At 70.0% G+C, this 15931-nt stretch carries 16 protein-coding genes; 7 read left to right on the forward strand and 9 right to left on the reverse strand.

Features of this window, described 5'->3' with window-relative positions; all coding sequences use genetic code 11:
- Positions 1–6 precede the first annotated feature (6 nt).
- From murJ to trxA, 6 genes are all read left to right on the forward strand, one after another.
- Positions 7–2280: a murein biosynthesis integral membrane protein MurJ gene (gene murJ, locus G6W55_RS30560; protein ID WP_175523989.1), complete on the forward strand. Its 2274-nt coding sequence runs from the start codon at positions 7–9 to the stop codon at positions 2278–2280.
- A 137-nt stretch (positions 2281–2417) separates the two neighbouring features.
- Entirely contained in the window at positions 2418–4136 is a 1719-nt protein-coding gene (locus tag G6W55_RS30565) for a protein kinase family protein (protein ID WP_175523990.1), read from the forward strand.
- A 30-nt stretch (positions 4137–4166) separates the two neighbouring features.
- Positions 4167–4889 carry an RNA polymerase sigma factor SigM gene (sigM, locus tag G6W55_RS30570; protein WP_175523991.1) on the forward strand — a complete coding sequence of 241 codons (723 nt, stop codon included), beginning with the start codon at positions 4167–4169 and terminating at the stop codon, positions 4887–4889.
- Complete coding sequence (locus G6W55_RS30575) at positions 4886–5824, forward strand: zf-HC2 domain-containing protein (RefSeq protein WP_175523992.1); 939 nt, start codon at positions 4886–4888, stop codon at positions 5822–5824. Before sigM ends, G6W55_RS30575 begins: the two co-directional genes overlap by 4 nt.
- 157 nt (positions 5825–5981) lie before the next feature.
- Positions 5982–6950, forward strand: a complete 969-nt coding sequence (gene trxB, locus G6W55_RS30580) for a thioredoxin-disulfide reductase (protein WP_030795033.1) — start codon at positions 5982–5984, stop codon at positions 6948–6950.
- Between the two features lie 42 nt (positions 6951–6992).
- The gene (gene trxA / locus G6W55_RS30585) at positions 6993–7325 is read left to right on the forward strand and encodes a thioredoxin (protein ID WP_085211203.1); all 333 of its coding nucleotides are present in this window, start codon (positions 6993–6995) and stop codon (positions 7323–7325) included.
- Positions 7326–7413: 88 nt separating this feature from the next.
- Here the strand turns inward: trxA and G6W55_RS30590 are convergent, their stop codons facing one another.
- From G6W55_RS30590 to rpmH, 9 genes are all read right to left on the reverse strand, one after another.
- Positions 7414–8031: a GNAT family N-acetyltransferase gene (locus G6W55_RS30590; protein WP_175523993.1), complete on the reverse strand. Its 618-nt coding sequence runs from the start codon at positions 8029–8031 to the stop codon at positions 7414–7416.
- A 306-nt stretch (positions 8032–8337) separates the two neighbouring features.
- On the reverse strand, positions 8338–9438 hold the full coding sequence (locus G6W55_RS30595) for a ParB/RepB/Spo0J family partition protein (RefSeq protein WP_175523994.1): 1101 nt from the start codon (positions 9436–9438) through the stop codon (positions 8338–8340).
- Entirely contained in the window at positions 9435–10508 is a 1074-nt protein-coding gene (locus tag G6W55_RS30600) for an AAA family ATPase (RefSeq protein ID WP_078637024.1), read from the reverse strand. The genes G6W55_RS30595 and G6W55_RS30600 overlap by 4 nt, the downstream gene beginning before the upstream one ends.
- 254 nt (positions 10509–10762) lie before the next feature.
- Positions 10763–11479: a 16S rRNA (guanine(527)-N(7))-methyltransferase RsmG gene (gene rsmG / locus G6W55_RS30605; protein WP_175523995.1), complete on the reverse strand. Its 717-nt coding sequence runs from the start codon at positions 11477–11479 to the stop codon at positions 10763–10765.
- 132 nt (positions 11480–11611) lie between these two features.
- Complete coding sequence (locus G6W55_RS30610; protein ID WP_030795048.1) at positions 11612–12124, reverse strand: R3H domain-containing nucleic acid-binding protein; 513 nt, start codon at positions 12122–12124, stop codon at positions 11612–11614.
- A 15-nt stretch (positions 12125–12139) separates the two neighbouring features.
- Positions 12140–13426, reverse strand: a complete 1287-nt coding sequence (gene yidC / locus G6W55_RS30615) for a membrane protein insertase YidC (RefSeq protein WP_175523996.1) — start codon at positions 13424–13426, stop codon at positions 12140–12142.
- A 3-nt stretch (positions 13427–13429) separates the two neighbouring features.
- Entirely contained in the window at positions 13430–13783 is a 354-nt protein-coding gene (yidD, locus tag G6W55_RS30620; RefSeq protein WP_030795054.1) for a membrane protein insertion efficiency factor YidD, read from the reverse strand.
- Positions 13780–14151: a ribonuclease P protein component gene (gene rnpA / locus G6W55_RS30625; RefSeq protein ID WP_175523997.1), complete on the reverse strand. Its 372-nt coding sequence runs from the start codon at positions 14149–14151 to the stop codon at positions 13780–13782. The genes yidD and rnpA overlap by 4 nt, the downstream gene beginning before the upstream one ends.
- Before the next feature lie 21 nt (positions 14152–14172).
- Positions 14173–14310 carry a 50S ribosomal protein L34 gene (gene rpmH, locus G6W55_RS30630; RefSeq protein WP_005482975.1) on the reverse strand — a complete coding sequence of 46 codons (138 nt, stop codon included), beginning with the start codon at positions 14308–14310 and terminating at the stop codon, positions 14173–14175.
- Between the two features lie 375 nt (positions 14311–14685).
- On the opposite strand from rpmH, the gene dnaA reads away from it, so the two are divergent.
- Positions 14686–15931, forward strand: a 1246-nt coding sequence (gene dnaA / locus G6W55_RS39330; RefSeq protein ID WP_175523998.1) for a chromosomal replication initiator protein DnaA, incomplete at its 3' end; no start/stop codon positions are given.

The raw sequence follows: 15931 nt of genomic DNA on the forward strand, positions 1-15931 counted from the left end.
GTAACCATGAACGCGCCGTACGACGGTGACCGCGGCCAGGCCGCGGGCAGCTCGGGTCACCCCGAGGGCCCGCCGCCCGAGCACGGCCAGGTGCCGCCGCAGCACCCCGCGGACATGTACCTCCAGGACGCCTACGACCAGGACCCCTACCGGTCCCAGGACCTCACCGCGCAGGATCCGGTCGCCGAGGCGCTCTACGACCGTGCCGCGCACCCCCCGCCGCCCCCGGGCACCTACCCGGAGCAGCCGCTGTACGGCGCCCCCGAGCAGTCCCCGAACGCGCCCGACCCGCGCGTGTGGGCGCAGACGCCGGCGCCGGAGCCGGACGTCGCCGCCCCGTACCTGCCGTACGGCGACGACCCCCGTACGACGCAGTTCGTCGGCGTCGACGATCTGGTGACGCACTCCGGGGAGCGGCAGCAGCAGCCGGACGCCTTCGCGCACCTCTTCAAGGACCAGCAGCAGGCGGGCCCGCGCCCGCCGGTGGAGTCCCCCGCGGTTCCGGGCCCGGCCCACGCCCCGGTCGGCCCCGCGGGACCCGGCCGCCAGCCTCCCCAGGGCCAGGTGTACCAGGCGCAGGCCCCGCGCTTCGAGGACCCGGCCGACGAGCCGGACGGCGAGCCCGCCCCGGCCCCCGCCGCGAAGAAGGGCGGCCGCGCCACGGGACTGCTGAAGTCCAGCGCCGTGATGGCCGCGGGCACGATGGTCTCCCGGCTCACCGGCTTCGTCCGCTCGGCGCTGATCGTCTCCGCGCTGGGCGTGGGCCTGCTCGGCGACACCTTCCAGGTCGCCTACCAGTTGCCCACCATGATCTACATCCTGACCGTCGGCGGCGGCCTCAACTCCGTGTTCGTGCCCCAACTGGTGCGGGCCATGAAGGAGGACGACGACGGCGGAGAGGCGTACGCCAACCGGCTGCTGACGCTCGTCATGGTGGCGCTCGGCGTGCTCACCGTCGCCGCGGTCGCGGCCGCGCCGCTGCTCATCCGGGCACTGTCCAACCCGGTCGCCAGCAACCCGGCGGCCAACGAGGTCGGCATCACCTTCGTCCGCTACTTCCTGCCCTCGATCTTCTTCATGGGCGTCCATGTGGTGATGGGCCAGATCCTCAACGCGCGCGGCCGGTTCGGCGCGATGATGTGGACGCCGGTCCTGAACAACATCGTCATCATCGTGACGCTGGGCATGTTCATCTGGGTCTACGGCACCTCCGCCGACTCCGGCATGAAGGTCACGACGATCCCGCCGGAAGGCCAGCGGCTCCTCGGCATCGGTGTGCTGCTCGGCCTCGTCGTGCAGGCCCTCGCGATGATCCCCTACCTGCGCGAGACCGGGTTCCGGCTGCGGCCGCGGTTCGACTGGCGGGGCCACGGCCTGGGCAAGGCCGTCACGCTCGCCAAGTGGACGTTCCTGTTCGTCCTCGCCAACCAGGCGGGCGCGATCGTCGTCTCGCAGCTCTCCACCGCGGCCGGCAAGGACTCGCCCGTCGACGGCACCGGCTTCGCCGCCTACGCCAACGCCCAGCTCATCTGGGGCCTGCCGCAGGCCATCATCACCGTCTCGCTGATGGCCGCCCTGCTGCCGCGCATCTCACGCTCGGCCGCCGAGGGCGACGGCGGCGCGGTCCGCGACGACATCTCCCAGGGCCTGCGCACCACGGCCGTGGCGATCGTGCCGATCGCCTTCGGCTTCCTCGCGCTCGGCATCCCGATGTGCACCCTGATCTTCGGCTCGTCCGGCACCAGCGAGGCCACCAACATGGGCTTCATGCTGATGGCCTTCGGCCTCGGCCTGATCCCGTACTCGGTGCAGTACGTCGTCCTGCGCGCCTTCTATGCGTATGAAGACACCCGCACCCCCTTCTACAACACGGTCATCGTGGCCGCCGTCAACGCGACCGCCTCCGCCGTCTGTTACTTCGTGCTGCCGGCCCGCTGGGCCGTGGTCGGCATGGCCGCCGCCTACGGCCTGGCCTACGCGATCGGTGTCGGTGTCGCCTGGAACCGGCTGCGCAAACGGCTCGGCGGCGACCTCGACGGCTCCCACGTCCTGCGCACCTACGCCCGGTTGTGCATCGCCTCCGTACCGGCCGCCCTCATCAGCGGCGCGGCCTGCTACGGCATCGCGCAGACCCTGGGCCAGGGCGTCTCCGGCTCCTTCGTGGCACTGCTGGTGGGCGGGGTCCTGCTGCTCGGCGTCTTCTTCGTGGCGGCCCGGCGGATGCGGATCGCCGAGCTCAACTCGCTCGTCGGTATGGTGCGCGGACGCCTGGGTCGCTGAGACCGGGGGTACCCGCACAACCATCGTCCGCCATCGTGTGTCGTGCATAGCGGCGGACTGTGGGCACAATTGGATCCGGCGTCGGACGGCGCGCACGAGGTCGGCGGCGCGCACTGGATGGGGAGGCAGGAACGACGGTGGCGGAACGGAGCACGGCTGCCGTCGACGTGGCAGACAACAGCGGCGACAAGCCGCTGACCGCGCAGGCGGACCAGTCCACGGCCGACGGGGTGGCCAATAACCGGGAGCGGGACACGGACAGCGACGAGGCACAGGGGAGTGCCGGGACCGAACGTCCCGGCCATGCCTCACCGCCAGAACTCCACAGCGGCCACAAACTCGCCAGGCGCTACCGCCTGGAGGAGTGCGTCACCCGTCTGGACGGTTTCAGCAGTTGGCGAGCCGTCGACGAGAAACTCCGTCGCGCGGTCGGCGTCCACATCCTGCCCGCGGACCACGCCCGAGCCCGCTCGGTGCTGGCCGCGGCCCGCTCGTCGGCGCTGCTCGGCGATCCCCGCTTCGTCCAGGTCCTGGACGCCGTCGAGGAGAACGACCTCGTCTACGTCGTCCACGAGTGGCTGCCCGACGCCACCGAGCTGACCACGCTCCTGATGTCCCGCCCGCTGGAGCCGCACGAGGCGTACCAGATGGTCAGTCAGATCTCCTCGGCCATGTCCGCGGCGCACCGAGAGGGTCTGTCGCATCTGCGTCTGAACCCCAACGCCGTACTGCGCACCTCCTCCGGCCAGTGGCGCATCCGCGGCCTCGCCGTCAACGCCGCGCTGCGCGGGGTCGCCTCCGACACCCCGCAGCGCACCGACACCGAGGCGATCGGCGCCCTGCTCTACGCGGCGCTCACCCAGCGCTGGCCGTACGAGAACGACGCCTACGGGCTGTCCGGGCTGCCCAAGGACATCGGGCTCATCGCCCCCGACCAGGTGCGCGCCGGTGTCCACCGGGGCCTGTCGGAGCTGGCGATGCGCGCCCTCGCCAACGACGGCGCGACCGCCTCCCGGCACGAGTCGGCGTGCACCACGCCGGAGGAGCTGGTGAAGGCAATCGGCGAGATGCCGCGCATCCGCCCGCCGGAGCCGGCGTTCACCGCTCCGCCGGAGTACCAGCGCACCACCTACCAGCAGGGCACCTACGGCCGCCCCGCGCCGCACCCCGGCGCAACGCAGCCCGTGACGGCCCCGCCGGCCCCGCTCCAGAGCCGCACCGGCAAGGCCCTGAAGTGGGCGGTCTCCGCCCTGCTCATCGCCGCGCTCGGCCTGGGAAGCTGGCAGCTCGCGGACGCCCTGATGGACCAGGGCAAGTCCGACGACACGAACCGGACCCAGACGACGGACGACGGCGACAAGAACAGCGCCGCCCCGAAGCCGGTCCAGCCGCTCAAGATCCAGGACGCGGCCGAGTACGTCGTGAGCGGCGGCGCCCAGCACCCCAACGACGTCGACCAGACGTACGACGGGGACGGCTCGACGTACTGGCGGACCTCCAGCTTCCTCGGCGGCCCGGTCCTCGCGCCGTACAAGCCGGGCGTCGGCATCGTCTACGACCTCGGCTCCACCCAGGAGGTCTCGGCGGCCACCATAGGGCTGTACTACGGCGGCGATCACACGACCGTGGACCTGTACGCCGCGGACTCGCTGAACCCGGCCCCGAGCGCCCTCGAGTCGATGCGGAAGCTCGGCGAGGTCACGACGAACGGCACCTCCGCCACGGTCAAGGTCACCAAGCCCGTGAAATCGCGGTACGTGCTTGTCTGGCTCACGGCGCTGCCCCACGCGCCCGGCGACCAGTACAGCGACCCCGGCTACAAGCAGGCCGTCACCGACGTGAAGTTCACGGGCTGACGACTTGGCGAGGGGGGAGGAGGTCCGACCGTGGAGGGCGTCGACATCGGCGAAGTGAGCGACCAGGACCTCCTCGCCCGCCATGTGGAAGGCGATCCCGACGCCTTCGGTGAGCTGGTGCGGCGTCATCGCGACCGGCTGTGGGCGGTGGCCCTGCGGACGCTGGGAGACCGCGAGGAGGCCGCTGACGCCGTCCAGGACGCCCTGGTGTCCGCCTACCGGGCCGCCCACACCTTCCGGGGCCAGTCGGCCGTCACGACCTGGCTGCACCGGATCACGGTGAACGCCTGCCTGGACCGCGCCCGCAAGGCCGCCTCCCGCAAGACCTCACCGGTGGACGACACCGAGCGCCTGGACCAGCTCCTGGAGCCGCACGAGTCGGCCTCCGCCCCCGCCGAGCGCAACGACGTCCACCGTCAGCTCATCGAGGCCCTCGGCACGCTCCCGCCCGACCAGCGGGCCGCCCTGGTCCTGGTGGACATGCAGGGCTACCCCGTCGCCGAGGCGGCCCGCGTGCTCGACGTGCCGACCGGGACCGTGAAGAGCCGCTGCGCCCGGGGCAGAGCCAGACTGCTCCCGCTGCTCACCCATCTGCGCCCCGAGCACACCGGCGACCCGGAGGAAAGCGGCCCAGGACGGAACCGGGCGCAGGGGACATCCGTCCCACCGGCAGCGGGACCTCGCGACGAGGGTCCGGATCACGCCGGGACGGGCGATTCAACTGCTGTGAAGGGCGGAGGTGGGCGAGCGTGACATCGGCTACGGACACGACCGGGCACCCGGACGTCGACGAGCTCTCCGACCTCACCGAGGGCCTGCTCACCCCGTCCCGGAGCGCCGACGTACGGCAGCACCTGGACGGCTGCGAGCCGTGCGCGGACGTCCACGCGTCGCTGGAGGAGATCCGCGACCTCCTCGGCGCACTCCCCGAGCCGGATCCGATGCCCGACGACATCGCCCGCCGCATCGACGCCGCGCTCGCCGCGGAAGCCGTGGACCGAGCCGGAACCCCGACCCCAGCGGAAGCCCCGGACCGGTCGGAGCCCCCCGCTGAGGCGGCCCCTGTTTCACGTGAAACATCGACGGCGTCCGGCCGCGAGACCCAGCCGACGGCGGACCGCCCGGCGGGACAGGCCCGCCCCTCCACCACCGGCCCCGGCCGCAAGGACCACCCGGCGCGCCGACGGGGCGGGCGCCGCAAGGTCGCCGTCCTGGGCGCCGTCCTCACCGTCGCCACGCTGGGGCTCGGCTCCGTCCTGGTGGCCTCCCTGACCGACAGCGGCGGCCCGACGCCCTCGGCGCACGGCGGGCAGACCAGCGCCGCGGACTCCTTCTCCGAGGGCACGCTGGAGCAGCAGGTCACCGATCTCCTCGCGACGGCCCAGGGCCCCCGCACCTCCATGGGCATCCAGGGCGAGCCGGGCAACGCCTCCCCCAGGATCAAGAGCGAGCCCGTCGTGCCGCCCTGCGTACAGAAGGGCATCGAGCGCAAGGGCACCGAGCGGGGCGACTCGGCCGTCGTCACCGACGAAGGCACCTATCAGGGCAAGGACGCCCTCCTCGTCGTGCTCCCCGACGCCTCCGACACCACCCGTGTCACCGCGTACGTGATGGATGCGACCTGTGTGAAGGACCCGTCCGTCGGTGACGCCGACGTACTGCTCAAGAACTCCTACACCCGCCGCTGACGACTCACGCGCCTCACTGGCCCCCTGGTACCGGGTCACCCCTTGGTGTGCCCGGGCACAGCGGGAATGTACGCCCCTTAGGATCCGTTGGGTGGGGTGAGAGTTCAGAGCAGCTCCCACCGGTCGTACTGCGCAGACCAGAGACGAGGAACAAGCCGTGAGCGACGTCCGTAACGTGATCATCATCGGCTCCGGGCCCGCCGGCTACACCGCGGCCCTTTACACCGCGCGCGCCTCCCTGAAGCCGCTGGTGTTCGAGGGAGCCGTCACCGCGGGCGGTGCCCTGATGAACACCACCGAGGTGGAGAACTTCCCCGGCTTCCAGGACGGCATCATGGGCCCCGAGCTCATGGACAACATGCGCACCCAGTCCGAGCGCTTCGGCGCCGAGCTGATCCCGGACGACATCGTCTCCGTTGACCTCACCGGTGAGATCAAGACCGTCACGGACACCGCCGGCACCGTCCACCGGGCCAAGGCCGTCATCGTCGCCACCGGCTCCCAGCACCGCAAGCTCGGGCTGCCGAACGAGGACGCGCTCTCCGGGCGCGGAGTCTCCTGGTGCGCCACGTGTGACGGGTTCTTCTTCAAGGACCAGGACATCGCCGTGATCGGTGGCGGTGACACCGCGATGGAGGAGGCCACCTTCCTCTCGCGCTTCGCCAAGTCCGTGACCATCGTGCACCGCCGGGACACCCTGCGCGCCTCCAAGGCGATGCAGGAGCGTGCCTTCGCCGACCCGAAGATCAAGTTCGTCTGGGACAGCGAGGTCGCCGAGGTCCAGGGCGAGCAGAAGCTGGCCGGGCTGAAGCTGCGCAACCTGAAGACCGGTGAGCTGACCGACCTTCCGGTGACCGGCCTGTTCATCGCGATCGGCCACGACCCACGCACCGAGCTGTTCAAGGGCCAGCTCGACCTGGACGAGGAGGGCTACCTCAAGGTCGCCGCCCCCTCCACCCGGACCAATGTGACCGGTGTCTTCGCCGCCGGCGATGTGGTGGACCACACCTACCGCCAGGCGATCACGGCCGCCGGCACCGGCTGTTCCTCGGCTCTCGACGCCGAGCGCTACCTCGCCGCCCTCGCGGACGAGGAGCAGGCCGAGCCCGAGAAGACCTCCGTCTGACCCCCCTCCCGCCCCACCGCACAAGGAATTAAGGAGCCCCCTGTGGCCGGCACCCTGAAGAATGTGACCGACGCCGACTTCGACGAGGTCGTCCTCAAGAGCGACAAGCCCGTCCTGGTGGACTTCTGGGCCGAGTGGTGCGGCCCGTGCCGCCAGATTGCCCCCTCGCTGGAGGCCATCGCCGCCGAGCACGGCGACAAGATCGAGATCGTCAAGCTCAACATCGACCAGAACCCGGCCACGGCTGCCAAGTACGGCGTCATGTCCATCCCGACCCTGAACGTCTACCAGGGTGGCGAGGTCGCCAAGACGATCGTCGGTGCCAAGCCGAAGGCCGCGCTCGTCCGCGACCTGGAGACCTTCATCTCCGAGTGACGCCGGACCGTCGAGCCGACGGTCGATGTTTCACGTGAAACACGAAGGGGCCAGCCCGTTCGGGCTGGCCCCTTCGCATGCGCCGGTTTCACAGCGGCCGCAGCGCCGGTTCCTTCCGAGCGCCTCCCAGCAGCCGGTCCAGCGCCATCTCCATGTCTTCCTTCCAGGAGAGGGTGGTCCGCAGCTCCAGCCGCAGCCGGGGATGGGAGGGGTGCGGCCGTACGGTCTTGAAGCCGACGGCCAGCAGATGCTCGGCCGGCAGCAGACAGCCCGGGTCCTTCCAGCGGGCGTCGCCGAACGCCTCGATCGCCCTGAAGTTCCGTCGCAGCAGATCCTTGGCGACCGTCTGGACCATCACGCGCCCCAGCCCCTGTCCCTGGTAGCCCGGCATGATGAACGCGGTCATCAGTTGGACGGCATCGGGTGACACCGGGCTCGTGGGGAACGCCGTCGACCGCGGTACATAGGCGGGCGGGGCGTAGAGCACAAAGCCCACGGGGACGTCGTCGACATAGACGACCCGGCCGCAGGAGCCCCAGTCCAGCAGGACGGCGGAGATCCAGGACTCCTTCTCCATCGCGGCCGTACCGGCCTTTATCGCGGCTTCGCCGCTGACGGGGTCCAGCTCCCAGAAGACGCATCCGCGGCAGCGCTGGGGGAGGTCCTGAAGGTTGTCCAGCGTGAGCGGTACGAGCCGACGCCCCATGAAGGCTGATCCTCGCTTCCTTCGCCCGCTGCCTCGCGAGCGGCGGTCAGAGCACTGTGTTCCCTGAGCAGGCTGCCGACGAAGCCGCCGACGGCGCCCAGCCCCAACCCCGCGCTCACCAGTCCGGTCCGGCTCATCGTTCGCATGGCCCCCGCCTCCCGGTCCGACTACTGCCTCGGTGGTGCGCCATAACCCCACGGCATCGTATCCACCCTGCGATTCCATCGATACCGCCTGAAAGCAAAGAGCGAGCCGTGTTCCGGACACACCGGACACGACTCGCTCAGAGCGTCTGCGGACCTCGGCTCACTCGTCCGCGTCGTCCTCCGCGCCCTCCTCCAGGCCCCGAGGAAGGACCGGGCCCTCGCCGGGCGCGAGAGTGCCGAGGATCCGCTCCAGGTCCTCCATGGAGGCGAACTCCACGGTGATCTTGCCCTTCTTCTGACCGAGGTCGACCTTCACCCGTGTCTCGAAGCGGTCCGAGAGCCGGGTCGCCAGATCGGTCAGCGCCGGGGAGACCCGGCCGCCGGCCCGCGGACCCTTGGCGCGCTGGGCGCTCTGAGGACGGGACCCCATCAGGGTCACGATCTCCTCGACGGCCCGCACCGAGAGCCCCTCGGCCACGATCCGGTGGGCCAGCCGGTCCTGCTCCTCCGAGTCGTCCACGGAGAGCAGGGCGCGGGCGTGGCCGGCGGAGAGCACTCCGGCCGCGACCCGGCGCTGTACCGCCGGGGAGAGCTTCAGCAGACGCAGGGTGTTGGAGACCTGCGGGCGGGACCGGCCGATGCGGTCCGCGAGCTGGTCGTGCGTGCAGTTGAAGTCCTTGAGCAGTTGGTCGTAGGCGGCCGCCTCTTCCAACGGGTTCAACTGGGCCCGGTGGAGGTTCTCCAGCAGGGCGTCCAGGAGAAGCTTCTCGTCGTCGGTGGCCCGCACGATCGCCGGGATCGCCTCCAGGCCCGCCTCACGGCAGGCCCGCCAGCGCCGCTCACCCATGATCAGCTCATAGCGGCCGGGGCCGAGCTGCCGTACGACGACCGGCTGGAGCAGACCGACCTCCTGGATGGAGGTGATCAGTTCGTGCAGCGCGTCCTCGTCGAAGACCTCGCGCGGCTGGCGCGGGTTCGGCGTGATCTCGTCGAGCGGGATCTCCGCGAAGTGCGCGCCGATGGGAGGCGCGGGCGTCTCCACGACGCTGATCGACAGCGATTCCTCTGTTTCACGTGAAACAGGCGGCAGCGTGGCCACCTTCGCCGCGGCCACCCCGCGCTCGCTCGTCAGGACCGGACCGGTCGCCGGGGACACAGCACCGCTGCCTCCCACGGCGGACTGCGCCGGGTTCTTCTCCGTCGGGGCAGCAGGGATCAGTGCGCCAAGGCCACGGCCCAACCCCCTCCGTCGCTCACTCACTGGATCCCCTCCACCATGCTCGGATTGTTCTGGGCGCCGATATGGGCGTGTGTGCTGTCGTAGCTGATGCCGACGCCTCTCAGCGCGATCTCTCGGGCCGCCTCAAGGTAGGAGAGGGCACCGCTCGACCCCGGATCGTAGGTCAGCACCGTCTGCCCATAGCTCGGCGCCTCGGAGATACGGACCGAGCGGGGAATGCTCGTCCGCAGCACCTCCTCGCCGAAGTGGGTGCGCACCTCTTCCGCGACCTGGGACGCGAGACGCGTCCGGCCGTCGTACATGGTGAGCAGGATGGTCGACACATGCAGGGAGGGGTTGAGGTGCCCCCGCACCAGGTCGACGTTGCGTAGGAGCTGGCCCAGGCCCTCCAGTGCGTAGTACTCGCACTGGATCGGGATGAGGACCTCCGCGCCGGCCACCAGTGCGTTGACCGTCAGCAGGCCGAGGGACGGCGGGCAGTCGATAAGGACATAGTCCAGCGGCTGCTCATACGCCTGGATGGCCCGCTGGAGCCGGCTCTCTCGGGCCACCAGGGACACCAGCTCGATCTCCGCACCGGCGAGATCGATCGTGGCGGGGGCACAGAAGAGACCTTCGACATCGGGGACCGGCTGAACGACCTCCGCCAGCGGGCGGCTGTCGACCAGGACGTCATAGATCGACGGAACCTCGGCATGGTGGTCGATCCCGAGCGCAGTGGACGCATTGCCCTGCGGGTCGAGGTCGATCACCAGGACGCGGCCGCCATGGAGGGCCAGGGAAGCGGCAAGGTTGACGGTCGTCGTCGTCTTGCCCACCCCGCCCTTCTGGTTGGCGACGACGATGATCCGGGTCTGCTCTGGACGTGGCAGACCCTCGCCGGCGCGGCCCAGTGCCTCCACCGCCAGTTGGGCAGCACGACCGATCGGGGTGTCGTCCATCGGGGGCGGTGTTTCACGTGAAACATCCTCCCCCAAGGACTCGGTACGGGGACCGGGGACCGGGTCGGCCATCGGTCCCGCGATGTTGGCGTCGGACCGCAAGGATTCACTCTCCTCGACTTCAAGCTCGCAATGAACAGAGCCTGCCATGTCTTCGGGGTCGCGAACCAGTGAGGCCAGGGGTTCTGTGGAGAAATCCACCTCTGTGGACAACTCCCGTCCCTTATCGAGTGAACCTAGGGGCTTGCGGTCGCGGGGTTCAGCAGCGGCGCGACCGCGGCTGATGATGCCGTGGAGCAATGAGCGACGTTTCACGTGAAACACGATGCCCAGCGCTCGCTGCCGAACGGCCGCGACACTCCGTCATACATGGACCGGGCAGCTTGGGTGGAGTATCGCCGTCCTCAGCGACGGCGACGGGTCCGCCCGGTGCGGGCCGCCTTGGCCCGCTTGGCGGCGAAGCGGACACCGCCGGGGCTCTCCCCGACCTCGACCCGCACCACCGTGGAGAGGGGATCGACCACGTCCTCACCGACATGGAGGATCGAGGTGCCGACCGCGCCGAGCTTGCTCAGGGCGGTGGCCGCGCTCTTCAGCTCCTCCTCGGCGGTGTCGCCCTTGAGGGCGAGCATCTCGCCGTAGGGCCGCAGCAGCGGGATGCCCCAGGTGGCCAGACGGTCCAGCGGGGCCACGGCGCGGGCGGTGACGACATGGACCGGCGGAAGCTTGCCCATGACCTCCTCGGCGCGACCGCGGACCACGGTCACATGGTCCAGGCCCAGCAGTTCGACCACCTCGGTGAGGAAGTTGGTGCGCCGCAGCAGCGGCTCCAGCAGGGTGATCTTGAGGTCTTCGCGCACCAGCGCCAGCGGGATACCGGGCAGGCCGGCGCCCGATCCGACATCGCAGACCGTCACACCGTCGGGCACGACCTCGGAGAGGACCGCGCAGTTCAGGATGTGCCTCTCCCACAGCCGGGGCACCTCACGCGGGCCGATGAGCCCGCGCTGCACTCCTGCCTCGGCAAGGAGCTCGGCGTACCGGACCGCGTCCGCGTAGCGATCGCCGAATACCTCGCGTGCCACTTCAGGCGCAGGGGGGAGCTCCGCTGCCTCCGTCACGGGGACCGTCCTTCCGTACCGCATCAGCGCGTCCAGCGCCGACCACCAGAACTACAGGCTGACAAAGACCGGCCCCGTCTGCGCAACAGACGGGGCCGGGGACAACGTACGTACCGAATGAGGCAGGCCGAATCAGTTGGGCAGAACGACGACGAAGCGCTGCGGCTCCTCGCCCTCCGACTCGCTGCGCAGCCCCGCGGCCTTGACCGCGTCATGGACCACCTTGCGCTCGAAGGGGGTCATCGGCTTCAGCTTGACCGGCTCGCCGCTGTTCTTCGCGTCGGAGGCGGCCTTGGCGCCCAGCTCCGACAGCTCGGCACGCTTCTGCGCCCGGTAGCCGGCGATGTCCAGCATCAGCCGGCTGCGGTCACCGGTCTCCCGGTGCACGGCCAGGCGCGTCAGCTCCTGAAGCGCCTCCAGCACCTCGCCGTCCCGGCCGACCAGCTTCTGGAGGTCACGGCCGCCGGCGTCACTGATGATCGACACCGAGGCACGGTCGGCTTCGACGTCCATGTCGATGTCGCCGTCGAGGTCGGCGATGTCGAGCAGACCCTCGAGGTAGTCCGCGGCGATCTCGCCCTCCTGCTCCAGGCGGGAAAGGGTGTCTGCACCCTCGGCGGCGGCGGAGGTGGTGCCTTCCGTCACGGGATGGGCTCCTTCTTACTTCTTGGACGGGGACTTGGGGCGCTGCGGGCCGCCCTTGCGCTGCCCGGACTGGGCCTTGCTGCGGCCGCCTCCGCTGCCGGGCTTGGACCCGGTCTGCTTGGCGGCGCCGGCCTGCTGGGGCGCACCGGAGGGAGTGGCGTCCTCGGGCTGGTCGGACTTGGTCAGCGAGGTCGTCTCACCGGCCGCCTTGGGGCCGCCCTGGCGCTGGGACTTGCTCTGCCGCTTGGGCTGCTGACGCCGGGCGGCCGCAGTCGTGGGCGTGCCGTCCTCGGTCTCGCCGACGGCCTGGGACTCGCCCTTGATCACATTGCCGTCGGCCTGGGCCGCGAGGCCCACCTTGGTCAGACCGTTGATGAACTTGCGCTCGGCGTCGTTGCGGTCCCGGCCCTTGGCCACGATGGCCTTGACGATGGCCTTCTCACCACGGCCACGGGTCTTGCCGTGGTGGGAGACCCGCTTGTAGAGGCGCTCCAGGTAGGCGGCCTGGGCCTTGGAACCCGGGGTCGGGTTGTTGTGGATCACGTACATCTGCTGGCCCATGGTCCACACGTTGGTGGTCAGCCAGTAGACGAGGACACCGACCGGGAAGTTGATGCCGAAGACGGCGAACATGATCGGGAAGACGTACATCAGCATCTTCTGCTGCTGCATGAACGGCGTCTTCACCGTGGTGTCGACGTTCTTCGTCATGAGCTGGCGCTGCGTGTAGAACTGCGACGCCGACATCAGGACGATCATGACCGCGGTGACGATGCGGACCGTGGTCAGCGAGGCGTCGAGCGCCGCGACCTCGGAGGCGCTGTCGGTGAACTTCGCGGCGAGCGGGGCACCGAAGATGTGCGCCTTCTGCGCGCTCTCCAGCAGGCTCTGGTTGATGACACCGATGGTGTCGTTGTTCGCGATGCTGTTGAGCACGTGGTAGAGGGCGAAGAAGAACGGCGACTGCGCCAGGATGGGAAGGCACGAGGAGAGCGGGTTGGTGCCCGTCTCCTTGTACAGCTTCATCATCTCTTCGGACTGGCGCTGCCGGTCGTTCTTGTAACGCTCCTGGATCTTCTTCATCTCCGGCTGGAGCGTCTGCATGGCCCGCGTGGCCTTGATCTGCTTCACGAAGAGCGGGATCAGGCAGATACGGATCAGAATCACCAGAGACACGATGGACAGGCCCCAGGCCCACCCCGTGTCAGGGCCGAAGATGGCTCCGTACACCGAGTGGAACTGGACGATGACCCAGGAAACGGGTGTCGTGATGAAGCTGAAGAGGCTGGCAATCGTGTCCACTAATCATGCTCCTTGGGCATGGGACGGTGTCTCTGCGGCCGGGCTCGAAGAAGGGTGCTCCTCGGTGGCCGTTTCGGCGGCGGAGGTCCCGCCCCTGCGTGCACGCCAGGCGTCCCGCAGCATTTCGTGCCACCGCGGGCGCTTCCGCGGCGGGACATGATCCACACCCCCCAGCGACCACGGGTTGCACCGCAGAATGCGCCAGGCGGTGAGTGCCGTCCCCTTGATCGCGCCGTGCCGGTCGATGGCCGTGTACCCGTAGTGGGAGCACGACGGGTAGTACTTGCAGACCGGCCCGAGCAGCGGACTGATCGTCCACTGGTAGAGCTTGATCAGAGCCAGCAGCGGGTACTTCATCGCGCGCCCCCTCCCGACAGCCGCTGGAGAGCGGCATCGAGGTCGTGGGCCAGTTGTGCGTGGTCGGCGTCACCCGCACCGGGCAGCGCCCGTACGACTACCAGGCTACCGGGGGGCAACAGAACGACTCGCTCGCGCATCAGGTGACGCAGTCTGCGCTTCACCTTGTTACGCACCACCGCTCCACCCACGGCCTTGCTCACGACGAAACCCGCACGTGCCGGGGGAGCGCTCTCCCCAGGCGCGTGCGGGTCCGTGTCACCGCTTCGAAGATGGACCACGAGGGTCGGGCGGCCTGCCCGACGACCTCGTCGTACCGCGGTCGCGAAGTCTTCGCGCCGCCTCAGCCGATGCTCGGTAGGCAGCACGACGTCATGACCTGATCAGGCTCAGGCGGACAGGCTGGCGCGACCCTTGCTGCGGCGGTTCGCGAGAATCGCGCGGCCGGCACGGGTGCGCATCCGCAGGCGGAAGCCGTGGGTCTTGGCGCGACGGCGGTTGTTCGGCTGGAAGGTGCGCTTGCTCACTCGGGGGCTCCAGAAATCAAATCGGTGTGGCGGGTGCCGTCCTGGCTGTCACCGTGCGCCCACGAGTAGCTCTCGCTTACGCCCGAGTGCACCGCTTCCCGATCACCTGACGCGATCTGTGCCCATCGGAGGCAGGCGGCAGCAGCCATCGACAACTCGACCTGGTTACGGTACGCGCGGCTACGCCATCCGGTCAAACCAGGGGTCTACGGGAGACACTGTCCACAGGCTGGGGACAACAACTTGAACCGTACCCGCCGCCCTGACTACCGTGGCTGGACTCCGATTCGTTCCTTTGTCCCTGCCTCCACCCGATCTGAATCCCTGACCGTCCCACCGTCACACCTACGTGGGACCCACGAGAGAGCGTGCCCTGTGGCTGACGTACCTGCCGATCTTGCCGCAGTGTGGCCACGCGTACTGGAGCAGCTCCTCGAGGGCCGTGGCCAGGGTGTCGAGACGAAGGACGAGCACTGGATCCGGCGCTGCCAGCCGCTCGCGCTGGTCGCCGACACCGCCCTGCTCGCCGTACCGAACGAATTCGCGAAGAACGTGCTGGAGGGCCGGCTCGCGCCGATCGTCAGCGAGACGCTGAGCCGTGAGTGCGGCCGCCCGATCCGTATCGCGATCACCGTCGACGACTCCGTCGGCGAACCCCCGGCCCCGCCCGCGCCCGCGCCGCAGCGCTACGAGGAACCCGAACTGCCCTCGTACGACAAGGGCTACGACAACCCGTACGAGGGGTACGGCCGGCATCGCGCCGACCAGATGCCCCCGCCGCCCGGCGACCGCGAGCAGCACCCCGGCGCGCGCCAGGAGCAGCACCCGGGCAACCGGCAGGACCAGCAACTGCCCACCGCGCGCCCCGCCTACCCCTCGGAGTACCAGCGCCCCGAGCCGGGCGCCTGGCCGCGCCCGCCGCAGCAGGACGAGTACGGCTGGCAGCAGCAGCGCCTGGGCTTCCCGGAGCGCGACCCCTACGCCTCCCCGTCCCAGGACTCCTACGGCGACTCCGGCGGGCAGGACTCCTACGGCGGCCAGGACCCGTACGGTTCGCCGGCGCCGAAGGAGTCGTACGGCCAGCCGCCGCAGGACTACCGCCCGCAGGCGATGGACCGCCCGCCGTACGCCCCCTCGCAGTACGAGCAGCAGCGCCCCGACTACGAGACGTCCCGCCCGGACTACGACCCGCGCGAGCAGGGCCGGCGTGAGCTGCCCGAGCCGTCGTCGGGCGGCGGCCATCCGCACCGTCCCGGCGGGCCCGGCGGCCCGTCCGCCCAGTCGCCCGCGCCGAGCGGTCCCGGTGAGCCGACCGCGCGGCTGAACCCGAAGTACCTCTTCGACACGTTCGTCATCGGCGCGTCCAACCGGTTCGCGCACGCGGCCGCGGTGGCCGTCGCCGAGGCGCCCGCGAAGGCGTACAACCCGCTGTTCATCTACGGGGAGTCGGGACTCGGCAAGACGCACCTGCTGCACGCGATCGGACACTACGCGCGGAGCCTCTACCCGGGCACCCGGGTGCGGTACGTCAGCTCGGAGGAGTTCACCAACGAGTTCATCAACTCAATCCGCGACGGCAAGGGCGACAGCTTCCGCAAGCGGTACCGGGAGATGGACATCC

This window comes from Streptomyces sp. CAI-85 (genome assembly GCF_013363615.1).
In the GTDB taxonomy this organism is placed as follows: Bacteria; Actinomycetota; Actinomycetes; order Streptomycetales; family Streptomycetaceae; genus Streptomyces; species Streptomyces antibioticus_B.